The organism is Paraburkholderia sp. RL18-101-BIB-B (assembly GCF_046026985.1).
GTDB lineage: Bacteria > Pseudomonadota > Gammaproteobacteria > Burkholderiales > Burkholderiaceae > Paraburkholderia.
Window position 1 is genome coordinate 22137 of the sequence record NZ_JARESV010000054.1, and the last position, 22982, is coordinate 45118.

A 22982-nucleotide genomic window follows, 5' to 3' on the forward strand; every position below is an offset into this window, starting at 1 on the left:
CAAATACTTGAAGTTCCATGGACGGGTTCGGGGGAGACGTTTCGTTTAGTCTACGCGTGCCGATCTTCCGGCAAAGGAGCGCTTGCAAAAGCGGCAGTCAACGGGCGCGTGAAAGGCAGTACAGCGACTCAACATCGCAAAGAGAAGTGGATTAGCCATCGTTCGTCCGGCAGCCGCAGGAGATTCCGCGTTACATCCACTCAGTTTTTTCCATCAACCCTTGCAACCCACAAAAACGAGAACGCACGTGAGACATTCCTGCAAGATTATTTTATCGGCGTGTTTGCTTAGCACTACATATGATGCCTCCGCCCAAAGCTCCATAACTCTCTACGGTATCATCGACGACTCCCTTCAATACGTTCACAACACGGATGGCAAGAGCAATCAGGTCGGGTTGCAATCGGGACAGTACTCTGTCAGCCACTGGGGCTTGAAAGGCAACGAAGATCTGGGCGGTGGCCTGTCCGCCGTCTTTACACTCGAAAGCGGGTTTGATGTCAACTCCGGAGCACTGACGGGGAGCGAATTCGGACGACAGGCGTTCGTGGGTCTGAAATCAGACCTGTTTGGGACTGTCACGGTCGGACGGCAGTATGATGCCGTCGAAGACCTGACCTACGAGGTGCAGCCGAACGCCTACGGCTACTATTTCACCACTCCCGGCGATGTCGATAACGCCGATGCTTCGGTACGCATCAATAACGCCATCAAATGGGCCAGCCCTGTGATGGCGGGATTCCAGGCGGAGGTCACGTACGCATTTGGAGGGGTTGCGGGAAGCACGGGATCCGGTCAATCGTACACGGCAGCGGCTCTTTACACTCATGGACCGCTCAAGGTGGCCGCCGGCTATCTGCACATCGATAACGGAAACGCCACAACTTCGTCGCGAGGCGCAACTACCGCGGGGAGCCTTTTCTTCTCCCCCGTCAACGAGGCTTATGCGTCGGCAAGTTCTATCAATATTGGCCGAGCTGGTCTCAGCTACACGCTCGGACCAGTCACCCTCGGCGGCTACTATAGCTACGCCGAATACCTTTCCGATGCGAACTCGAAGTTCTCGGGTGCGGAGCGCTATAACAACGGATCGGTTTATGCAGTCTGGCAGGTGAACCCTGCGACGCTCCTCCAGACGGGCTACGACTATCTGAAGTCTCATGGAAATTCCTCTGCAACGTATCAGCAGGTCACGGTGGCGGCCGATTATTACCTCTCCAAGCGAACCGATGTCTACGCGTCCGCGTCATACGGCCATGCGTCAGGGAAGAACGGCATCGGCAGCGCCCAAGCCGTCATCGCTGATTCGTACGCCGCTGCGGGAACAAATACCCAGGAACTAGTGATGCTCGGCATACGTCATCGCTTCTGATTGCGACACTTCTCTTCTAATCAAGATCGAAGTGTTTTATTTCGTTATACCAATCATATTGCTTCAATACAATGAGGTCATCATGTACAAGCAAGACCGTCGGACGCTCTTAAAATTCGCTGCCGCAGCCACCGTGACAGGTAGGCTCGGCGTCGCGAGCGCTGCAGGCAAGGCAGCAACCGGGCAACCTTTCAGACCAGGCAACGATTCTGTAATGATCGTCGTCGACATGCAAAATGACTTCCTTCCTGGCGGCTCACTCTCTGCAGCGAAAGGTGGTGACGAAATCATTCCTGTCATCAACCGCCTGGGTGCGGTGTTTCCTAACATCGTTATCACACAGGACTGGCACCCCCCGGGACACATCTCGTTCGCAAGCAGTCATCCCGGGAGTAAACCGTATCGGACGATCACGCTACCATATGGAGAGCAAATGCTGTGGCCCGACCATTGTGTGCAGGGTTCGCGCGGCGCAGAGCTAAGTAATAAGCTCGAACTCGCCACGGCACAACTGATCATCCGCAAGGGATACCACAAGAACATCGACAGCTATTCTGTGTTCGAGGAAGCTGATCACGAAACCAAGACGGGTCTGGCCGGTTACCTGAAGCAACGCGGTATCAGCAAAGTCTTTTGCACGGGAGTGGCGACCGACTTCTGTGTGGCGGGGACGGCCATGGATGCACGCAACGCCGGTTTCACGACCTACGTCATCGAAGACGCATCGCGAGGCGTCGACATCAACGGCTCACTCGAAAAAGCCTGGGATGCGATGACGAAAAAAGGCGTCCGCCGCATTCAATCCAGCGCCGTGCTTCCAGCCTGACCAACCTCAAAATCGGTTAATGCGACGCCCTGTGAAGATGGCGTCGCAGCGCAGCTGCAAACCGCGCCCGATCATTTGATTCAACGCCGTCTCCCAGGATTTTCGAGACAGACGGGCGTCGTCACGACGCATGATACGGATGATGCACCCGGGCGAACCGCCAAGTAGGCAGCCCGTGCTTTGTAAGCATCGCGCCGACCAGCGCGCAGATGCCTCGGAGCGCATGTGTGTCCTGTACTGCTTGCCAGGCGACGTTCAATGGTAGGTGGTAAATCATCGCCTTGTCGGCAAGCGTCACGTAGACACCGCATGGCGTAGCAGATAAATGGTCAGATTGTAGTTTAGCCAATGAGTGCCAAAGTGATAGACGTTCCCATTTCCGACGAGACGTGGCAGCGTGTCCGCTATCTCCTGCCTGAGGATTCGAAGCGACGTTTCGGCCGCCCACCGCGGGACCCGCGAGAAGTATTGAATGCGATCCTTTGGGTCGTGATTCACAAGGAGAAATGGCACCGGTTACCGTCTGATTATCCACCGGCGCAGACGTGCTATACGAAATGGCTCCAATGGAGACGCGATGGTCTCATGTCGAGAATACTTGATGAGTTAGAGATTGATCAAAGCTAGGTGGCCTCAGCCAGAACTGCGACACCCGATCGAAGCAACGAAGCTTAGGGACCGCCTACAGGTAGATGAGGCCAGCGGTTAGTCCTTTGTGTCGCTCGATCGCGCCGATCGCCACGGCCAATGTGCAAGCCATGCCGGACGCTCCACAGGCAACGAGTCCCCCGGACGCGGCCCGACCCAGCGCAGCGCTCGCATCAGGCGTTCGTGGCCGGAACACAGGGACACGTGTCCGATGAGTACGCGGTAGAAAGTGATCTGATTTCGGTGTTGTCGGCGGACCGGAAAAATAGACCCCACGCGCCGCGAATGTCGCGACGCGTCGAGCCGACAATGCCTGTGTAGTCGAAACGGACGTCTTATAGGAACAGAATCGTTAAATTGAGCCTTGAGGGGCCTGCTTTCTCGTGAACCTGCCGATCAGGCGCTCAGGTAATTGCTTTGCAACACGTCGTCGGCCTTCAGCTCGTCCATCGAGCCTGCGTAGCGAACCTGGCCTTTTTCCAGGATGACAGCCTGATCCGCGATAAGCTGGGCGAAGTGAAGATTCTGCTCCGAGATCATGATTGCCAGACCTTCCTGTTTCAAGAGGAGGATAGCCTTCGCCATGTCCTCTACAATCTTTGGCGAGAGCCCCTCCGATGGCTCGTCCAGTAACAGAAGCGACGGGTTTCCCATCAAAGTCCTGGCGATTGTGAGCATCTGCTGCTCCCCACCGCTCATCTTGCCGCCGCTGCGATTGCGCATTTCCCCGAGGTTGGGAAATATCTGGAATAGCCTTTCCGGAGTCCAGTGGGGCACCCCAGCCCGGCGCGGCTGCCTGCCAACTTCCAGATTCTCCAGTACTGTCAACTCCGTGAAGATTCTTCGATCTTCAGGAACGTAACCTATTCCATTCCGGCAGATACGGCTGGTCGAAAAATGATCAATGCGGCTCCCCTGAAAAGTAATCTGGCTCGAGCACGGCTTGACGAGACCCATTATCGACTTGAACGTGGTCGACTTCCCGGCCCCATTTCTGCCAAGGAGCGCAAGGACCTCCCCCCGGTCGAGATCCAGCGCAACGTCGAAAAGGATGTGCGCCTTCCCGTAAAAGCTGTTCATGGCTCGAACAGAAAGCAGACTTCGATTCGAACCGTTGAGCGGGGCGGGAGATTGATGTTTGCTATTCATTTTGCGAACACTGAGCCGTCACCGAGATAAACCCGGCGCACGTTGGCGTCGTCCCGCACATCCTTGGGTTTCCCATATGCGATCACGGCCCCTCGGTCGAGAACAATAATGTTGCTTGCCTTGTTGAATACGATATCCATGTCATGTTCCGTAAAAAGTACAGACATATTTCGTGAATGAACGATTTCCGCCGTCAGTGCCATAAGGTCCATCCGTTCCCCGGGTGCCATGCCTGCGGTTGGTTCATCCATTAATAGAAGTTTTGGATCATTCGCCAGCGCAACAGCAAGTTCGACCCGCTTGAGGTCACCATACGCGAGCACAGCGCACGACCGATTGGCGTGAGCATGCATACCAACTGACCGAAGCAACTCCATCGCTTCATCAATGCACAGCCTCTTCGCTCTTTCACGCATTGAAAGCAACTTTCGCTGATATGAAATCAAGGCTGTCTGAACGTTCTCCAGGACGGTCATGGACGAAAAGGTCTGCGTAATCTGGAATGTTCGCCCAACACCCTTTTCCCAGATTTTTTTTGGTGTGAGGCCCGTTATGTTTTCTTCGCCGAGCATGACCGTACCTGCATCCGCTCGCAATTGTCCGTTCAACAGGTTAAAGCATGTCGTTTTGCCTGCGCCGTTTGGCCCAATCAACGCGAGAAGCTCACGAGGCCCGATGTCGAAGCTGACATCCTTTACGGCGCGGACACCCCCGAAGCTTTTCTGCACTCCACGAACAGTCAGGACATTCATAGATCCTTTCCTTAGAAAAACTGTGCCCCGTCGCCGGCTCACCTTCGGGGTGCCGGCGACCGGACAATTGCAGACGACGGGCTGGTTGACTAACGGATGCATGGAGTTTTGATACATGCATCGCCCGCTACTAACTCCGCTGTCCTTTCCACCGGGTCGAACTGCAAGGCCGTTCGGGCCCAGCAACGGCGTGTTTAACACGTCGTACCCGAGCAACCCCACCCGGATCGGCGCTGCATCTCAGCCGGCGATTGAGGCACGGCTCAGTCTGAGCATCACATGCGCGGTCGATCTGACATGCTCAGTGTTCTGGCATCTGGCGGACTCGGGTAACAGCTTGCGTAAGGTCGGACCATGCTGACCTGTCAGGCGCAAACCGTTTCCTCATGTAGCCGGCGAGTTCCGCAATCTGCTGGTCGCTCAAACTTTCTCTGAATGCGGGCATGTAGCCGGTCTGACGTGAAGGAGGCTGGTTTATGCCGTCAAGGATGATGCGAATCAGATTGTCCGGTGCGGAACTGTGGAGATTGCTGTTCAGCGCAAGTGGCAGATTTAGCGCATTGCCCGCGGGCCCGGGGCCGTCGTTGTGGCATGCGCCACATGCAGAATTGAACATTCGTTGAGCGCTGCCTCGCAGCAGTTGCCCTTCTTCGCGGGTGCGCGCGACCAGCGTTTTGGTGTGTGCTTCCGCCTGTTCAGTCGTCAAAGAGGGGTTGAACGAAGCCAGGTAATGGGCCATCGCCCGAACGTCTGGGTCAGGCAAGACACCAAGTTCACTCACAACTGAAGCCATTGGACCTGACGCGCTCCCGTGCGCCGAGCTGAAGCCCGAACGAAGGTAGTCGTAGAAATGGTTCTCGCTCCAAGGCAGCGCGGCGGCCTTGCCGATCAGTCCAGGAGCTTCCCAGCCGCCCGTCACCGCGCCAGACAGGTAGGCGAAGCCCGCTTTCTCGGCGCCCAATGCGTTTCGGGGCGTATGGCACGCGCCGCAGTGGCCCGGGCCATTCACCAGATATGCTCCACGGTTCCATTGCGCGGAGCGGGAGCGATCTGCCTGCTCTGGGCCTGGTTTGAGATACAGCGCATTCCAGGCAGCGAGCAGTGGCCTGACGCTGTACGGAAAGGCCAGCGAAGTTTGCGGTGGCTGATTTTTGACCGGCGTCTGCGCCATGAGATACGCGTAGAGAGACGTCAGGTCGTCGTCGGTCAATTTTGTAAATGCCGTGTAAGGAAAAGCTGGATAAAGCAGATGCCCGTCGCGCGACACACCTTCGCGCATTGCCCTCTGAAATGCTTCTAGCGACCAACCACCAATGCCTGTCTGCACGTCTGGGGTCAGATTGGTCGAATAGATTGTTCCGAAAGGCGTGTCCATTGAACGGCCACCGGCGTTTGGAATGCCGCCCTTCGCTGTGTGACATCCAACGCAGTTTCCGACGGCGGCCAGCAGTCGCCCGCGCTCGATGGTCGCTGGGCTGAAAAGCTCTGACGGGTTGGTTGTCACCGGCGCAATGGTCGAACGCATGCCTACAAGCGAAGACACGATACCGGTCGCGCCGAGCAACAGCGCACCGACCATAGCGGGAAAGCTCTTACGGATTTTCGGTGGTGCCGCAGCGCGCTGGTCCTTCGGTAACAGCTCCGGCAGTACAGTCTCCGGAGTGAACGGAGGCTTTCTGAAACGCACACCGGTCGCGTCGAAAATGGCGTTGGCAATCGCAGCAGTTCCAGGTACAGACGCTGACTCGCCGGCTCCGAGAGGAGGCTCAGTCTGACGAGGCATCATCATGACTTCAATCACTGGGACGTCACGAAAGCTCAGGATTGGATACGAACCCCATTCCTTGCTGGCAACGACGTTCGTCTTGGGCTCGATTTCCACCCTCTCCAGGAGAGTCCTACTGGTCACCTGAACGACATTTCCGTGGATCTGATGCTGCACGCCGGCCGGGTTAATCATCATGCCTGCGTCGTGGCCTACCACGACTCGCCGCACGTGTACCTCTCCAGTCCGGCGATTGACTTCAACATCCGCAACCCACGCTGCCCAGGCAGCACCAAAGCCTGGAAAAGTGCTGTGGATATAACGCGCATATGCAAAACCTCTGCCGCGCAGAAAATCGCCATCTGACGCCTGCTGTTGCGGTCGGGTGTGCGGCATCCATCCGGCCCGCTCTGCAGTCGCTTTTACAAGGTCAACGGCGCGTTCGTCGTTTAGATAGCGCAGGCGAAATTCGACTGGATCGACGCCGGCCGCTGTGGCGAGCTCGTCGATGTAGGACTCGTGCGCAAAGGAACTTGGGAGCGCTGAAACGCCCCTCAACCACGCAGCGCGAAGGATTGCCGGCATGTCATTTACAGCAACCCGCATGTTTGAGTAATCGTATGGAGGAATTGCCGTCCGGTCGCCCAACGGCACAGCCTGGGATTCGGGCTTGGTCACCCCCGTCAGGAGCAGAGCAAGCGTCGGGGCCATGTTCGATGGGTAAGAGGTCTGATAGTCGTAAGCGGCAACTTCACCATCGGCGGTGAGGCCGCCATCGACTTCCATGAGTTGAGCAGCCCCTTTCGGCTCCCAGAGGTGCTCCTGTTCCCGCGTCAACTGCACTCTTACCGGCCGCCCTACCGCGCGCGAAAGTAATGCAGCATCCGCGGCCACGTCATCAGCGCAGTTTCGTCCATAGCACCCCGACGCCTCCATCCTGATCACATCGATCGCGACCTCCGCCAATCCGACTAGAAGAGACAGGTCTGCGCGCAACAGGTGGGGGTTCTGCGTCCCGGACCACACCGTGAGCGATGTTCCTCGCCAGTCGGCCACCGCACACGACGGACCGATAGATCCATGCATCTGGTACGGCCAGAGATACGTTCGCTTCAGCCGTTGCCCGGCTTGCACAAGTGCAGCATCAACGTCACCTTTGTCAAGCAGCACACGCTTCGTACTGGGATTGGCGCTTATCGCCCGCTCCATGTCGGAAAGGTCAGGCATACCAGGCCACGGCTTCCAGTTCACCTTTAGCTCTCGCATCGCCAGCTGCGCGTTTTCCTCGCGCTCAGCAACAACACCCACAAAATCCCGAAGCACGACGACTGCTACAACCCCGGGAATGTGCGCAATGGACGCTTGATCAACCGATTCGAGAGAGTTACCGACGAACTCACCTGAATCCACACCGGAGTATGGTGGCCGAACCACGCGTCCGTGAAGCATCCCAGGAACCCGCATGTCGTGCACGAAGACCGTTTCCCCTGTCACCTTGGCCGGGATATCGACACGCGGGATGCTCGTACCGACAAGCTTGTGTTCGTCCGGCCGCTTTATCTTCACATCGGCGGAAAGCACGAGCTCCACATGCTGTTCACGAAGCAAGTCACCGAACGAAATCGCTTGCTGCGATGCGTGACCGACCGAAACTATCCCGTCGGTAACCTCAAGCTCTGACGCCGAAACATCCAGCCGTCGAGCAGCCTCCGCCAAAAGCCATGCACGCGCCTGCGCAGCCGCATGCCTAAGCGGGACAGCAGTCACTTGAATGGTCGAACTCGCGACGGTAGGGCCCTGGTCCGGGACGGAGGCCGTGTTACCCAGAACCATCGTGACGCTGTCAAAGGAAACGTCCAGTTCGTCAGCCACAATTTGCGCGAGCGATGTCTTGATGCCCGTACCGAGGTCGACATGGCTCGACAAACACGTGACGCTGCCGTCGTCCCATACAGCCAGAAGTATTTCCGGGCCTTCTTCAAGGTTTGGTCCGCGAAACAGCAAGGTAGAACCCTTGGGCGGAGGCGGAGGCGCCACGGGCTGTCGCATAACGAGCAGAACACCTTCCGCGCGGCGGAAGTCTGCTCTCGTCACGGGGACCTCGGACCGCTGACTCATTCCTGCACCTTTCTATCCTTTGCGCCGTGAGCAACTGCCGCCTTTACAGCATCAAGTATTTCCACATGGGTCCCGCACCGGCAAAGGTGATTGTTCAACGCGTCGCAAATCTGCGCGTGGGTAGGTGCCGGATTGCGGCTAAGCAGCCCCACCGTTGCGATGACCATTCCATTGAGACAGTAGCCACATTGTGCCGCCTGCGTGTCAACGAAAGCCTGCTGCACGAAATGAAGATTGTCCCGGGTGCCAAGGCCCTCAAGTGTCGTAACTGTTCGACCGTCAACACCACATACAGGTATGACACAAGAGCGCTTCGCAACGCCGTCGACCAGCACCGCGCATGCGCCACACTGCCCGAGCCCACACCCGAATTTCGGACCGTTAAGTCCTAGATCGTTACGAAGGATGTAGAGCAGAGGCACCTCACCTGGCACGTCGATCACGTGCTTCGTGCCGTTCACGCTCACAGTGACAATCAAAGACGTAGCGTGCTTCAAGATGACCGATACCTCCGACATCTCGCGATGGCCGGCGCACATGCTTCAAACAATCCCGCAATCCCCTTTGGAAGCAGCATCACGAGAAGCAGAATCACAACACCAGTGACCGCTCGCCACGCTTCCGTCGAGAGTTGGATCCACGTCTTGAGGCCGTGATAGATTGCCGCGCCAACAATCGGCCCGACGATCGATTGCATTCCCCCCACAAGAGTCATAAGGATTGCGTCGATCGATGTCGTCACACTTGCAACTTCGGGATAGACACCACGCTTCAGATAGGCCATCAGTCCGCCTGCCAGTCCCGCGAATGCTGCGGAGACGGCGAGACCTAGCCACTGCTGCATGCGCACGTCAATGCCGATTGCAGCGCTTCGTACTGGAGCGTCGCGGCCAGCCCGCAGCCCATAACCGAAGGGCGAAAAAATAATCCATTGAATCGCCAGCGCACCAACTGCCGTCACGACTAACGCGAGGTAATAAAAGTCAACAGTGGACGATAGCCATCGCGTCATGTGAATACCCACCAGACCATTTTCCCCACCCGTTAAGTCATTCCACGAATAGACAATCGACCATACAATCTGCGCAAATGCCAGTGTGAGCATGGCCAGGTAGACGCCGGACAATCGCACGCAGAACCAGCCAAAGATCAGGGCTGCTGCGACCGCCGCCACCGGGGCGCAGAGCAGATTAAAAAATATCCCGGTACCGATGGATCTGTCCATCAACGCGACCGTATAGGCACCGATAGCAAAATATGCGGCGTGTCCGAAGGACGGCATACCGCTCGGTCCAATCAGGAAATAAAGGCTGCACCCAAAAAGCGCAAAGATGAGTATTTCCGTTGCGACCACGACACCGAACTCGCTCAGGAACAATGGCAGCAGGACCAGCGCCAAGGCAACCACGGCCGCGACATAGCACTGGTGACGACTGAACGGCCTGAGCACCCACTCCGCCGTGGTTCCAGCCGCGCGCACGGCAAAGGCTGGCTTACCAAGCAATCCGTTCGGTCTCACCGCAAGCGTAATCGCCATGATCACGAATACGAGCACAATCGCTGCCTTCGGAAGAAAGATCGCCCCAAAGGACAAGAATACGCCGACAATCACCGACGCAAGAAAGCAACCCATGAGACTGCCCATCCCCCCGATGACGACGACCACGAAAGCCTCGATAATCGTATTCAGGTCCATTCCCAGGTTCGCGCCCTCACGCGGCACCTGAAGCCCTCCTGCGAGTCCCGCCAGGATCGAACCGAGAAAGAACACTGATGTGAACAGCCATTTCTGGTCGACGCCAAGCGCTTCAACCATCTCTCGGTCTTGGGACGCCGCTCTCATCAGGGTTCCCCAACGCGTGTAGTTAAAGAGCAGCCACAGCCCACCCAGAAGCAGCGGAGCAACGATAATGAGGAGCAGGTTGTATTCCGGAAAATTCCGGCCAAAAATATTGAGTGCGCCTTTCAGATAAGGGACGCGCGGGCCGATGAGATCCTCTGGTCCCCACACCTTTTGCACCGCATCCTGAGCGATAAGAACGAGTGCGAATGTTGCGACCAGCTGCAAAAGTTCTGGCGCCTGATAGATGCGCCGCAGAACGAGAATCTCAACCAACACTCCGAGTGCGCCAATCGCGAGCCCAGCTCCGACCACGCTGAGTACGAACGCCCACAGCGTTGTCGGAAGAGCCGAGTAAATGGAGTACGCAACGTAGGCACCGATCATGTAAAACGACCCGTGCGCAAAGTTGGCGACGCGCGACACGCCGAAAATGATGGATACTCCGGCAGCAACAATGAACAACATTGACGCCGCGACGAGACCGTTAAGCAAAACAATGAACATCCCGGCTAAAGAAAAGCTTGCCATTGCACACCTCTCGAGATAAGACGCCTGTCGGTCTGGTGGCTACTGGCTAGCCGTTGGCGGTCTGAGCTTCGCGGCATCCGCCTCGGAGGGCAGGAATCCGGCCCCATCGAGAAACTTCCAGTTGGCCATATAGCCTTTTCCGTCCTTCTGCGCGAGCGTCCCCACCCATGCGCCCGTAGTGGCCTGATGATCCGCAGCACGAATGGTCACTTTGCCCATTGGCGACTGGAATTGAAGGCCTTTTAGAGCAGATACCATTTTTTCCGTGTCAGTAGAACCGGCCTTGGCAATCGCGTGGGCGACCGCCTGCACGCTCATATACCCGATCAACGAGCCAAAGCGCGGCGTGTCACCGTATTTCTTCTCGTATGCTGTCCGGAATGCGACATGCTCGGGCCTGGGATCACCGATCACGTAACCGGTTGTCAACCAACCTTCTGGCGTCTCCTCCTTCAACGGACCAAGATACTCCGGCTCTCCAGACAGGACGCTGACGACAAACTTGTTCTTAAAGAGGCTCCGAGTATTGCCTTCCCGAACAAAACGCAGCAAATCCGGCCCATACGTGACGTTTAGTATTGCCTCTGGATTCATTCGCTCAAGGGCGTCCACTGTCGGTCCTGCGTCCAGCTTGTTTGGCGCCGGCCATTGTTCGCCGACCCAGACAATATCGGGCCTCAATGCCGACAATTGCTTCTTGAACTCGCGTACGAATGCCTGGCCGCCTTCAAAATTTGGCGAGACAGTTGCCCAACGTTTTGCCGGATTAGCGGCAGCCTCCTTTACGACCATAGCGGTCAGCATGTAGATCGAACTGCGCATCCGGAAGACATACTTGCTGCCGTTTTTCCAGACAAGATCGTCAGTTAGCGGCTCGGTGGCAACGTATAACTTTCTCTGCCGCGTCGCAAAGTCATCAAGCGCGAGTCCAACCGAGGACGAAAAGCCTCCCATCAGCAGGTCGACCTTTTCGTCAAGCACCAGATCGTTCGCAGCCTTCACGGCATCAGCCGGACTGAGGCTGTCGTCGCGATAAATAACCTCTAGGGGCCTTCCCAACACACCGCCCTTTGCATTGACTTCCTGCACCGCGAGCTCGATACCTTTCTTATAGGGCAGCGTGAAGGCGCTGCCGCCGGTGTAGCTGTTGATTTCACCAATTCGGATCGGCTGCCCTTGCGGCGTCTGGGTTTGAGCCACAACCGTTGTCATTGAAATGACGGCTGCAAACGCAAGCGCGCCTAGCCTCAGTAGCGGCCGGTGAAAACTACCAAAAATCGAAGACATGTAGCGCTCCTGAGATACCTGCATTGGTGATGAAATGCTCGGGACACCGCGGTGAGTGAAGTCGATCTTAGTAGAAAACAATTCCGTGTACAAACTAGTTTTTACCCTCTGTCACGACCAGACCGTCCTTCTACGGATTAATTTCGGCGACATTTTGGCAGTCTGCGAGCGCAGGGTTTTAAGTGATGAAACGAATTCCCCCTTGCCGGTAGCGCCACCGGGCAGGAGGTCGGAACCTCCGCGCGCTCAGAACGCTTACGCTACGGCGGCAGTCAACCGGGGGGCGCAGCCAAGTGGGAGGCAAAGGCAATGGAGTCCGCCCCAGGCAGCCGCGAACGTTAGTGCAGCTATGTGGTGCGTGGCTCGCGTGAGGATTACAGCTCGGAGCGTTGCGTTGAACCGGCCGTTCGGTTACCCGATCGGCGCGCCTTCGCGCAATCGGCACGCAGCGGCATGTGGTCCGCGACAGGCCCGTCGTCCTGTCGTGCCGGGCACGCACCGGGAGAAGTCGTCTGGGGAATCTGGACCGTGCACGGGCCAGGACGCTGACCGCGAAACGTCAACTCCCGGGTTCTGCGCGGGAGGTCCTGTATTTCCCGAGGGTCGACCGGCGCAGACCGCCGGGCATGTCTCTACGTTTGCAACGTCTTCTATTACGCGTGGCCGCGCGCTTCGCGGCTGCGGTCACAAATCAAGTCCCGCGTCCTCAGGTCACGGTCTGCGCACCGCGTCACTACCCCATGATGCGATCCGGTGACGCCGTCCGGCTCATACCAAGACGATTGTCCGCAAATGAAGCGGTAGATAGCTGTGAACTATCGTAGACCGACGCAAAAGTGTCAACGTTCCGGCAGTAAATGTGTCAATCTGCCTAAACTTCTTACTCACAGGGGTTTGGCCATTGTTCTGGTGCGTGCCAACAGGCGAACTGGCATGTCGCCGACTCGCTCCGGGCGCATTGACAGCCGAAATTTTCCCGGACGTCGCTGGTGCCATCGAACGAAGCGAGGCGTCAAAGCTCGCTTGGGCCACTACAGTAACCCCCGCTCGATATAGACGCGCGTGATCGCCCGTCGATGCTCCCCCGGCATCGGTTGTACCCTGTCCGGGGACCATTTCTTACTGCCGTACCTTGCGCCGCAGTCTGCACAGCGATATGGTGTCTCGAGAAGTCGCACGTTTAGCAGATATGGCGCTTTATACCCGCACCTCCGGCATGCCACCTCGAGAGGCAACGAATGCGCAGGGCAAACACTAACCCTTTCAATCTGGTAGAGCGCGCTGTGGTACCCGCAAGCGATGCATCGGCGGCAGTAGCGGAATGACTCGCTGCAAGGCCGATGCTGAAGTGCCGGCAGGAGCGCAGCACGCAGTGCTTTCACCGGCAGATCAAGGGTGCTGCGTAAGCGTTCAAGCTCGATTGCTTCCAGTTGCGGCACCACCCCTTCGTACGGATCCACACGCGGCCCCATCAGTTGGGCGAGAGCGTACCCGGGAAGGGCGTTGGCCGTCTTGAACTTCCACAGGATCGAAACGATTGACTCGTACGGCTCGAGCCATTTCCTGTTGAAAACGTACCCGAGCGCGGGCGTTAGCGAGCGCTCCTCAAGCGTGAGAATTGGAAAACTCAGCCGCGTTAGCTTCGCAACGCTACGCGGCGGCGATGAGGACGCGACCGGTTGCATGGCGTGATTGAACATAGCCGCAGTGATGTACCGCGTAGGCCCACAAAGCGGGTTCCGGACAATAGCCGAGCCCGTCCTTGAGTTCGCTTTCTTTCAGGACGATCTCAACGACGCGTGCGAACGACTCCATCGGGATCTCCAGGCGCCCAGGTAGACTTGCCTTGTGGTGCGCCGCTTCGAACGCCCGCCAAAGCGTGTCGGCATCACTGACAAGACGATACCCGGCGTCGAACGCCTGTGGAATATAGAACCGTGTGAAGCTCCACTCGCTTGCTTCAGGGTACGCGGTCTGGTCGTATCCGTTCAGGCACGTCGCGACATCCCCGGCGTTGCGGATACCGTGGAATGACAGCTCCTCGACCATCAGGCGCGCAACGATCTGGGTTTTGGCTGCGATCTGCAGCCCGGTCTTCTGCGCGAGCAGTTCCTGCTGGCCGACGAGGAACGTGAACAGTTTGATCTGCTGCCGGTCGAGCGCGTCGTGAACATCTCGCAACCACTCGTACTCGTTTTCGTTGTAGCGCTGGGCCTCGTCGCAAAACAGGAGCACCGTTCCGCTGCCAGCGCTCGCCGCTGCCTCCCGTATCCTCAGCGACAAGCGCATGCGTTTTGATGGATTTGTACCTGCGTTGGGATCCGGGTCGCCGACGGCCTCAAGCAGGTTTGCAAAGAACGGCCCTTCTGCGTGCCGCGGTTTATGCTCGCACTGCGCGTGGTAGCTCGTCATCTTTGGATGGTTCTGCGCTAACAGCAGGCGAACGTATTCAATCGCGCGCGTTTTGCCGATCCGGGACGGGCCGTAGATCAGAGCGCCCATGATCCGGTAGCCCAGACAGCGGATGACCAGCTCATAGAAGGCCTCAATGGCGGGCGTGGCGATACGGTAATTGCCAGTCACGAGCGGGTGGAGCGACGGGTCGATCGGGCGCGGTATCTGAAGCGACATGACTCACCTCCCAAAAGCAAAGTCCAGAACTAAAATACCTGACCGGTGCCGATTGACAGTTTGCGGGGTCGGGCCGCGGTGCCTTGTGTACGATCAACGACACCGTCGGTCGGGGCGGCGAATGTCGCCGTGGCTTCCAGCGCAGGGGCGACGACTGTTTCAGGCTGGCGCGCCGGGCCCGGTGGAGTTTTCGCAGTCGACGCCGACCCAATCAATCGGTTGACGTTGGCAAGTTCTGTCGCCGCCTTCCGCGCTGTCTTTGCACCTGCCAGCTTTTCCTTAACATAGGCTTCGATCGGGTCTGGCGCGCCCGCTCCACGTTGACGGCGTTCGCCTGCCTGCTTCAGGATTTGCTGGCGTAGCTTGAGGTTGTGCGGAATCAGACGCCATGACCCTTGCACGTCAAGCACGCCCAGTTCAGCGCCATCGGACAGAAATGCCCGGACGCAGCGCAGATCGTCCGTGTTCATGTAGACGAGCAACTGCTGGCCGATGAGGTGCGTGCTAGTCGCGAGCACGCGGTTGGTGTAGCGGGCACCATGCAGATTGATGTGAGGACGCACGCCCTGGTCGAGATACGCCCGAACGCGACACCGCCGCGCCGACTGCATCAGGCAAAGAGTGCGACGGTGATGCTCGGCTAGCCACGTTACCAGCGTCTGCCTGCCGCGCACGAAATACCCGATCGCTTCAAGAGGCGTGACGTTGTTCAGGCCGCCGTGTGGCGTACCGTTGTAACTCGCGATGGCATATTCGACCAACTCTTCAAGCTCGTCGAACGAGACATACAACCGCAGATTACCCTTGGGGTCGCTCAGCGCTCTGCGCAGATCGCGTGGGTGGGACCCTGTGTAGCCTGGCAGGCGGGAAGACAGCCGACTTGCGATCGTGCCGAAGAACCGTTCGATGTAAGGCCGTTCGTCCGGGCTGTATTTTGGTCCCGCGTCAACAAGACACCCGATAAACTCACACAACGCGGTCAACGTCTCGTTCGCGAGGTTAGCCCTCCCGTTGTCGAGCTTCATCCATTCCCAGGTGGCATACGCCAACTCCGGTAGCCGTTGCGACGGAAAGCCGTCCTGCGGCCCGTATGTCAGGCCCGCGATGGTGAAACTTCGCTCACGATGTGGCTCCAGAGCCTTCTCGATCGTCTTGATGACGTCGTAACGGCTGTATTCTTTCCCAAGTGCAACGTGACATCCGAGCACGGCGCGTGTGCAGACATCGATGATGACAAGGAGCCACGCCCGGTCGATCTCGAACTCATGCTCAAAGCCAAGCGGGTCACGCGTGACCACCTTAAGTCGGATATCAAGCCGGTGGCCGTCGAATTCGACCACCTGATACGGGCGGCTCGCTGCGGGGACACCCGCGTCGGTCGGGCGTGGCAAGCCCTTGAGATGCGAAGCGCCTGCCGATCGCGCTGCTGTGTCGAAGCGACGCAACAACTCTGCCTTCACGCGTCGCGACAGGGAACGGATCGCGTTGTCTGAGGTGTTGAATGGGTAATCGCCGACAGTCAGTCCGACCGTGCGACATTGGCGGAGAAATTCATCGTGCAACGCTTGCAAACCGCTTAGACGGGTTCGCAGCCCCGAGTCCGTATGTATCTTTACGAGCAGTACCTTGCGTTGCTTGAGTTTCAGCAGCAGCCAGCCTGTCAGGGCCGGGTATTGCTCGAACAGGAGCGATAGCGCTCCTGCTGCCCCATAGCCACCGCAATCGCGACCGGTCTCCACGGCTCTTACCCGCGTATATTCCGCGATGCGCGTGTAACGCACGAGAGCGCGGAAACCATACGGTCTTCCATCCGGGTGCGGCAACGTAGCGCGTTCAAGCAAGCGGTACAGCTGACGACGGTTCACCCCTGTTGATAGCTCGATCGATTTGACCGATTCTCCGGCGGCATAGCGCACCACGGCCTGCCTGCGTTTTTCGAAAACTCGCCGCGCGACCTCGTCGAGTTCTGTATGCGCAACGGTCGGCCAGACGCTCACGTCGATCGCCTGCAACTCGGTCTTCCAGTGGTTCAAGATCCTGCCTCCGTCTCTACAAATGACGACAACAGAGACAATGGCCGGGTGTGAAGCTCCGGTGCCTTGACTCGCCCGCTGTACAACAAGCCAAACAACGCCGCACGGCACAGAACCGGATCGCCGGTCGAAAACTCACGCTCGATGGCAAGGAGTCTCTGAGGCACAGCAACGAACCGCACGATCGCCTCCGACAGCGCCGGTGAGATAAGGCCATGGTTGGCGACAACATAGGGCGACATGCGCTGCCAGTTCTCAATCCAGACCCGTTCGGCGGCAAGCTCAGCCGGGTCGACTCGACGGATGGCTAACGCGTTGCCATCGATTGAACGTTGGGAACTCATCGCCTCGCACACGCTACTTTCAGTATCACAGCCTGTTAGGACTGCAAATTCATCATGGTCAACGTAACGAACCAGAAAATCCGCGAGCCGTAGGCGCCCTTCCATCTGTATATAACCGGGACGCTCGCAGAAAGCGACCACCGCCGGATCCGTCTCTAACAGCACCCACAACTCAAGCAGGGAATGTCGACAGAACGTAACACGGCGCTGCAGCTTGGCGCTGAATGCTTCGAACCGATGCGCGCCTCGTGGTCGCACGAGCGCGATCGGCTTGACCAGCGGCAAGGACAATTCCATGAGATCCACGCCTTCAAGACGGGATTCGAAGTGTAGGAGGCGAATTGATAATCATTGAAAGGCCTCCTGGCCGCCCAGGAAAGGGGCGGCCAGGGTCTACAGTTGAGAGGCAAACGATCAACTGACCCGTTCAGGAGGCTGAAATGAAGTATAGCGGCATTGATCTGCACTCGAATAACGCCGTGGTCGCCATAATCGACGACCAGGACCGGGTGCTGTATTGCAAACGGCTGACCAATGATCTCCGACTGATTCTGGCGGCGCTCGCACCTTATCAGGCTGAGCTGGAGGGAGTGGTGGTGGAGGCGACGTTTTATGCACGCCCCGGGATTATGCATGGTTTGTCATTGAGCGGATTGGATTGCGCGGCGTAAGTGCCAATGTGAACTGCAATGCAAACCACGCCGCGCGACCCATCCGGATGCGCGAGCCTCACGGCCTTCGCGGACCGCACGGGCTCTTTGGGACGTGCATAATCACAGCCCATCGAGAAACTGCAGCAGGCGGTCAGTCGGCCGGTAGCGGCGCTGCTTGCTCTGGGGCGCCTGGAGTGCACTCAGGGCTCGTTCCTTCATGGCCAGGTCTGCTTCTATGTACATGTGCGTAGTCGCTGGATTCTCGTGACCCAGCCACAGCGCGATGACTGTCAGGTCAACGCCAGCCTGGAGCAGATGCATGGCAGTCGCGTGCCGCCAATGTCGTTGGAGACATTGGCGACACACGACCGCCGCACATTTGCTGCAGGCTGGCATCGACATCAGTATCATCGCCCTCTGGCTCGGTCACGAGAGTATCGAGACAACACACATCTACATCGACGCCGACCTGACAACAAAGGAGCGAGCCCTTGAGAAGCTCGCGCCCACAGACGCAACTTCGCTTAGGTTCAAGCCCACCGACAGCGTGCTTGCCTTCCTGCAACAGCTCTGATTATCTACAGTTGGTCCGCCGGCAATCCAGAAGCATCGGATCGTCAGCGGTCCAACTGTGTACAACCCGGAACTGTGCCTAAACGCGCGAATTCCTATCATAAGCGTCCAGGTTATATAAACCGGAAAGATCATACCGTTTCAGGGCGGTTCAGCTGGAACACTATCTTTCCGCGAAGGCGTTCCGGAGCTGGTGGGCGCGCTTGACTTCGTCGCTGTGCAGATAGATCGACGTCGTCGCGATCGAGGCATGGCGCAGGTTATCCCGTACCGTGGTCAGCTCAGCGCCGCGAGCCAGGGCGTGAGTTGCATGCGTGTGCCGAGTCCAATGCGGACTCGCGCGACGCAGCTTTTCCGCGAGCACCGGGTTGTCAGCCTCGATGACTTCGGCCGCTTTCGCAAAAAACCTCCGTGTGACCTCCCATAGCCGGACACCGCTGATGCCTGCCGCGCTGTCCTGCTCGAGGCTGCCGATGAGAGGCGTATCGGGATGCCAACGGGTCGGCGTGACCGGCAGCCTTCGCTCCACCAGGTACCGGTCCAGCGCACTACGGGCCAGTGGTGGCAGCGCGACCTTGCCCGCCTTGCGCCCTTTCCCGATGATGCTCAGCCAATGATCGCCCCGGGCGTCGGTGTCGACGTTGCCGAGACAGGCGCCGACCAGTTCGCTGACGCGCAAGCCGGTCGCATACGCGAAGTCCAGCACGAAGCGCAGGCGTTGCCCAGCCGGTGCTTCCCAGCCATATGACCACTCAAGTCCGTCAGCAATGGCGCGCACGAGCATCCACTCGCCCTCGGTAAAGGCGTGGGACGTGTCGAGCACGGTTGAGCGGCTGGTGCCGCGTACCTTGACGCCGGCGAACGGATTGGCCAGCAGATAGCGCTGCTCGATCAGCCAGCGGAACATCGCGCCGAGTACGGACAGCGCGTAGGCGGTTGAGCGGGCCGACAGCCCACCGGAGAATGGTCGCCACTCCGGCGAGGTGCGCGGGCGCATGGGTCCCACCCAGCGCTCGCGCGGCGTCGGCCGACGCAGGAAACTCCGGTACGCAATGGCATCCTCCGTCGTCAGCGACGACAGGGGGCGCTCACGGTCCACGATCGCCCAGAGGATTAGGCGTTCAGCTTCCTTACGGTAGGCTCGCTGCGTTGCGGGGGATTCGTGCAGTGACAGCCATGCCTGCACGGCTGCGTAATCGTTGTTGGCGTCGAGCGTGCAGGTGTGCCGGGGCGCGCGAAACGCACCCGACGAGCCATCGACCTCATGTGGCAGCCGGAGCGACTCCCACGGGACGACAACGCCAGGACCGCAGACCGCTATCAGGGCGTGCGCCCGCTCGGACAGTGCCGGATGCGCTGCGAAGAACGTTTCGATCCGCCGGGCACTCGCCGGGCCGAGCCCGGCGACAGCTTTCCACCACTGACGCCGGCGCGGAATCCGCACAGTGAGGTCCGCCAGCGTCGCAATCTCATGTGCTTGCAGCACAGAAACGGCACGAGCCGGCAGCCACAGAGCGATGTCGTCACTGATCTGCGGAGTCGGCGGGTCTGCATGTCGCAGAACTTCGATCGCGTCCGCGGCTGCGCTCGCTTCCCGTAAGCGCTCACCGTCGACGTGCTCGAAAACAGCGACGAGATCCGGCCGGCAGGCCTGCTGAGCTAAGTTCGCCAGTCGCCGTCGAAGCTTGCCGAGCAGGCCGCGCGCCGACTGCCCTGCCGCGATTCGATCCGGCACATAGCGCTCCGCGGCTTTGCGAACCGGCATGCCGGCGTACCAGGCTCGGAGCAGGGCGAGCTCGTCAGCATCGGGAAATTCCACGGGGCGATTTTCAGGCGAAGGTGTCGAGGTCAGGCGCGTTTTCATGACAACGAGTTTAGTCAAGAAACGTAGCCACAGAGATAAGAAAAGTTATCTTAATGGACCGGCCAGCAAGCGCATTTGTACCGGGACCTCACATCCCATGAGCCCATCGCCGGGTCCGTGAACGGCCGCTGTCGGGATGGCGCGACCGCCCCTTGTCGACCCAAAAGCGACTTTCGACCTTCAGACTCGCAGCCGTCCGTTGGCAGGCGTCAAACGGACATTCGGGCCACTAGCTGGAGGCTGTACATTCGCCGAACCCACCGGCCCGGTCCTGGCGGTTGGGTCCATCAGGAGTGTCCTTTGAAGGTGCCCAAACTAATGCTCTTGACACGACGGGGACTTCCGGGATGGTATAGCGCAGATGGTGGCGCGCTCTGAAGAAAGCGTATAGACGGTCTCAGTCGACTCGCATTGAGAGCACCGCCCGCGCTCCCAGCGCGCACCTCCCCCCCAGTAGGCTGCAGCGGCGCCATTGCCTGGTCCTCGGCCGTCACCTCGATTCGCCCCTCTCTGACCTTCTCTTTGTGCTGGCGCTACCTGCCCCGCGTTCGGCTGTCCCACCTGGCTGCCGCGTCCGCCACGTCATGGCCTGCGTTCTGGTTTATGCCGGCGCGCCCATTTCCATGCCGTCCCGAAAATCGTCAATCGCATCGGCCACCGAGACGCGGCGTCCCAAATGGCCGACGCGATCCTCCAGTCCTTCGGCACGAAGGATATCCCGCACCTCGGCGTGCGCTGCAACGAGTCGCAACCCGATCCCCTCTGCCTGCAGTGCCTCGTGCAACGTCGCCAGCATGCGCGCGCCGGCGAGGTCCACGGCGGGTGATGTGGACAGATCCCATATCACCAGCCTGACCGGTCCGGTGGTCGAGCGCATTTTCTGCCAGACCGCAGCGCGCACGTGCTCGACATTGAAGTAAAGGAGCGACGCCTGGACGCGGCACACCAGCATACCCGGAACGGGCTCATTGTCCGGGTGACGCTCGATGTCCGAGTAAATCCGGGTGCCGGGGATGCGACCAAGGAAGGCCACATGCGGATACGCGGCGCGCCGTATGAGCAACAACATCGAGACGAGCACCGCCACAATGACGCCGTTCAGGATGCCCAGCACCAGCACGGCGGCGAAAGCAACCATTGCTACGCAGAATTCGTAACGGCTTACCCGCCACAAGTGGCGCAGTTCGCGAATGTCGATCAATCCCTTGACGGCGACCAGCACAATGGCCGCAAGCACCACGTTGGGCAGGTTGCCCAGCAAACCAGTCAGGTACATCAGACACAGCCCGATCGTGATCGACGCGAAAACCAGCGCGAGCGGCGTTTTGGCGCCGGCCTTGTCGTTCACCGAGGACTGTGACAGGCCGCCGGCAACCGGGTAGGCCTGGAAGAGTCCCGCGGCCAGATTCGCCGCGCCCAGACCGAGCAGTTCCTGACGCGGATCAATCTCGTCACCGTGCGCCTGCGCCAGGGCACGCGCTGCGGAAACGCTTTCCACGTACGACAGTAACAGACAGGCGAACGCCAACGGAATCACGCCGTCCACATCGCGCACCCGCAGCCCCGGCAGGCGGAACTCAGGCAACCCTTGCGGTAACGCGCCGACGACCTTGAAGCCGAGACCACTCAGTTGAGTGACTGACAGCAGAACGATGGAAATCACCACCACGAATAGCGCGACCGGGCGGCCCGGCAGGAATTTTTCGCCCAACAGCAGCGCGGCGATCGCGGCAAGACCGAAAGCAAGCACGGCGAGGTTCGTATCAGGAATCTGCCCGGCCAGGACGACGACGCGTTCGAAGAAGTTCTCGCCGCCACCCTTGACCCCGAACAGCTTTGGCAACTGGGTCAAGGCGATCGTCAGTGCCGCGCCGGCCTTGAAGCCGAGCAGTATCGTCTCGCTGATGAAGTTGACGAGGGAACTCAGCCGCAGCAGCCATGCCAGCACACACATGCCCCCTACCAGCAGCGCCGTTAGCGCCGCGATGGACGCCCAGCGGACCGTATCACCGCCTGCCATGTCCGCAACCGTGACCCCGACGAGCAACGAGATCGCGGAGGTGGGTCCAATTGCAAGCTGGCGCGACGAGCCAAACAGCGCGTAGAACAGCCCGCCTACCAGATAGCAGTAGATGCCGTACTGCGGTGGCAGCCCGGCGAGCGATGCGTAGGCGAGAGACACCGGGATACCGTAGGCAGCAAGCGTCACCCCGGCTATGGCGTCGTGCGCCAGCCACTGCGGACGATAGGCGGCCAGCCATTGTGCCGGGGGGAACACCGCGCGCCACCCGCGCACGGAATCACCGCTCCTGACTTTACCGGCGTTGGGAGGTGCTTCGCTCACGGACTCGCTCCTTCGAAGGTCGACTCAACAAGGAAACCGCGCAAACCAAACACTCGGGGTGCGAACGCCTTCACACTATTGCCTGTTCCACACCACTAGCATAGGGCGTCCGGTGACCAAAGAAATTGGACCTTGGTCTAATGGACTGGTCCGCGGGAAGCAAGGGCAAGCTGCCCAGGAAGAACCATGAAAAGGCATTGAGGCGGCTCCACGTGGAACTGGTCAAAGCTGCCGCGACAGGTCGTGCGCAAG

General features: G+C 59.0%; 15 protein-coding genes and 2 pseudogenes. 5 read left to right on the plus strand and 12 right to left on the minus strand.

The annotated features are described in order from the left end of the window. The first annotated feature begins 247 nt into the window (after positions 1–247). The 3 genes from P0D73_RS39405 to P0D73_RS39415 all read left to right on the plus strand — a co-directional run bounded on the left by P0D73_RS39405 (position 248) and on the right by P0D73_RS39415 (position 2825). Positions 248–1372 (plus strand): porin, encoded by a 1125-nt coding sequence (locus P0D73_RS39405; protein ID WP_408435418.1) that lies wholly within the window; start codon positions 248–250, stop codon positions 1370–1372. Positions 1373–1454: 82 nt separating this feature from the next. After that, on the plus strand, positions 1455–2198 hold the full coding sequence (locus P0D73_RS39410; protein ID WP_408435420.1) for a nicotinamidase: 744 nt from the start codon (positions 1455–1457) through the stop codon (positions 2196–2198). 348 nt (positions 2199–2546) lie between these two features. Then, on the plus strand, positions 2547–2825 hold the full coding sequence (locus P0D73_RS39415; protein ID WP_408435422.1) for a transposase: 279 nt from the start codon (positions 2547–2549) through the stop codon (positions 2823–2825). Between the two features lie 417 nt (positions 2826–3242). Here the strand turns inward: P0D73_RS39415 and P0D73_RS39420 are convergent, their stop codons facing one another. The 9 genes from P0D73_RS39420 to P0D73_RS39460 all read right to left on the minus strand — a co-directional run bounded on the left by P0D73_RS39420 (position 3243) and on the right by P0D73_RS39460 (position 17593). Continuing rightward, positions 3243–3926 (minus strand): ABC transporter ATP-binding protein, encoded by a 684-nt coding sequence (locus P0D73_RS39420; RefSeq protein ID WP_408435424.1) that lies wholly within the window; start codon positions 3924–3926, stop codon positions 3243–3245. Positions 3927–3991: 65 nt separating this feature from the next. Beyond that, complete coding sequence (locus P0D73_RS39425; RefSeq protein WP_408435426.1) at positions 3992–4747, minus strand: ABC transporter ATP-binding protein; 756 nt, start codon at positions 4745–4747, stop codon at positions 3992–3994. Positions 4748–5048: 301 nt separating this feature from the next. Beyond that, positions 5049–8630: a molybdopterin cofactor-binding domain-containing protein gene (locus P0D73_RS39430; protein ID WP_408435428.1), complete on the minus strand. Its 3582-nt coding sequence runs from the start codon at positions 8628–8630 to the stop codon at positions 5049–5051. Next, positions 8627–9148: a (2Fe-2S)-binding protein gene (locus P0D73_RS39435; protein WP_408435430.1), complete on the minus strand. Its 522-nt coding sequence runs from the start codon at positions 9146–9148 to the stop codon at positions 8627–8629. The genes P0D73_RS39430 and P0D73_RS39435 overlap by 4 nt, the downstream gene beginning before the upstream one ends. Then, complete coding sequence (locus P0D73_RS39440) at positions 9124–11001, minus strand: ABC transporter permease (RefSeq protein ID WP_408435432.1); 1878 nt, start codon at positions 10999–11001, stop codon at positions 9124–9126. The genes P0D73_RS39435 and P0D73_RS39440 overlap by 25 nt, the downstream gene beginning before the upstream one ends. A gap of 39 nt (positions 11002–11040) precedes the next feature. Continuing rightward, the gene (locus P0D73_RS39445; protein ID WP_408435434.1) at positions 11041–12288 is read right to left on the minus strand and encodes an ABC transporter substrate-binding protein; all 1248 of its coding nucleotides are present in this window, start codon (positions 12286–12288) and stop codon (positions 11041–11043) included. 1650 nt (positions 12289–13938) lie between these two features. Next, positions 13939–14919: an AAA family ATPase gene (locus P0D73_RS39450; RefSeq protein WP_408435436.1), complete on the minus strand. Its 981-nt coding sequence runs from the start codon at positions 14917–14919 to the stop codon at positions 13939–13941. A gap of 29 nt (positions 14920–14948) precedes the next feature. Continuing rightward, positions 14949–16952 carry a TnsB C-terminal domain-containing protein gene (locus P0D73_RS39455; protein WP_408435438.1) on the minus strand — a complete coding sequence of 668 codons (2004 nt, stop codon included), beginning with the start codon at positions 16950–16952 and terminating at the stop codon, positions 14949–14951. Next, complete coding sequence (locus P0D73_RS39460; protein ID WP_408435440.1) at positions 16949–17593, minus strand: hypothetical protein; 645 nt, start codon at positions 17591–17593, stop codon at positions 16949–16951. The genes P0D73_RS39455 and P0D73_RS39460 overlap by 4 nt, the downstream gene beginning before the upstream one ends. A gap of 143 nt (positions 17594–17736) precedes the next feature. Here P0D73_RS39460 and P0D73_RS39465 point away from each other — a divergent pair. Further along, a pseudogene (locus tag P0D73_RS39465) lies at positions 17737–17907 on the plus strand (IS110 family RNA-guided transposase); the annotation flags it as partial. Between the two features lie 162 nt (positions 17908–18069). Here the strand turns inward: P0D73_RS39465 and P0D73_RS39470 are convergent. After that, positions 18070–18285, minus strand: a pseudogene (locus P0D73_RS39470) (tyrosine-type recombinase/integrase); the annotation flags it as partial. On the opposite strand from P0D73_RS39470, the gene P0D73_RS39475 reads away from it, so the two are divergent. Further along, a complete protein-coding gene (locus tag P0D73_RS39475) occupies positions 18269–18523 on the plus strand; it encodes a tyrosine-type recombinase/integrase (protein WP_408435444.1) in 255 nt (84 codons plus the stop codon). The pseudogene P0D73_RS39470 and the gene P0D73_RS39475 sit on opposite strands and share 17 nt — an antisense overlap. A gap of 162 nt (positions 18524–18685) precedes the next feature. Here the strand turns inward: P0D73_RS39475 and P0D73_RS39480 are convergent, their stop codons facing one another. Together P0D73_RS39480 and P0D73_RS39485 are read right to left on the minus strand one after the other, a co-directional pair. Next, positions 18686–20386 carry a site-specific integrase gene (locus tag P0D73_RS39480; RefSeq protein WP_408435460.1) on the minus strand — a complete coding sequence of 567 codons (1701 nt, stop codon included), beginning with the start codon at positions 20384–20386 and terminating at the stop codon, positions 18686–18688. Between the two features lie 601 nt (positions 20387–20987). Further along, a complete protein-coding gene (locus P0D73_RS39485) occupies positions 20988–22730 on the minus strand; it encodes a SulP family inorganic anion transporter (protein ID WP_408435446.1) in 1743 nt (580 codons plus the stop codon). Between the last annotated feature and the right edge of the window lie 252 nt (positions 22731–22982).

What these genes read in the sequence shown, in the direction of transcription:
- P0D73_RS39410 (WP_408435420.1), top strand. Translation starts at nt 1,455, where the DNA reads ATGTACAAGCAAGACCGTCGGACGCTCTTAAAATTCGCTGCCGCAGCC.
- P0D73_RS39415 (WP_408435422.1), top strand. Translation starts at nt 2,547, where the DNA reads ATGAGTGCCAAAGTGATAGACGTTCCCATTTCCGACGAGACGTGGCAG.
- P0D73_RS39420 (WP_408435424.1), bottom strand. Translation starts at nt 3,926, where the DNA reads ATGAACAGCTTTTACGGGAAGGCGCACATCCTTTTCGACGTTGCGCTG.
- P0D73_RS39425 (WP_408435426.1), bottom strand. Translation starts at nt 4,747, where the DNA reads ATGAATGTCCTGACTGTTCGTGGAGTGCAGAAAAGCTTCGGGGGTGTC.
- P0D73_RS39430 (WP_408435428.1), bottom strand. Translation starts at nt 8,630, where the DNA reads ATGAGTCAGCGGTCCGAGGTCCCCGTGACGAGAGCAGACTTCCGCCGC.
- P0D73_RS39435 (WP_408435430.1), bottom strand. Translation starts at nt 9,148, where the DNA reads ATGTCGGAGGTATCGGTCATCTTGAAGCACGCTACGTCTTTGATTGTC.
- P0D73_RS39440 (WP_408435432.1), bottom strand. Translation starts at nt 11,001, where the DNA reads ATGGCAAGCTTTTCTTTAGCCGGGATGTTCATTGTTTTGCTTAACGGT.
- P0D73_RS39445 (WP_408435434.1), bottom strand. Translation starts at nt 12,288, where the DNA reads ATGTCTTCGATTTTTGGTAGTTTTCACCGGCCGCTACTGAGGCTAGGC.
- P0D73_RS39450 (WP_408435436.1), bottom strand. Translation starts at nt 14,919, where the DNA reads ATGTCGCTTCAGATACCGCGCCCGATCGACCCGTCGCTCCACCCGCTC.
- P0D73_RS39460 (WP_408435440.1), bottom strand. Translation starts at nt 17,593, where the DNA reads ATGGAATTGTCCTTGCCGCTGGTCAAGCCGATCGCGCTCGTGCGACCA.
- P0D73_RS39475 (WP_408435444.1), top strand. Translation starts at nt 18,269, where the DNA reads ATGGCAGTCGCGTGCCGCCAATGTCGTTGGAGACATTGGCGACACACG.
- P0D73_RS39480 (WP_408435460.1), bottom strand. Translation starts at nt 20,386, where the DNA reads ATGAAAACGCGCCTGACCTCGACACCTTCGCCTGAAAATCGCCCCGTG.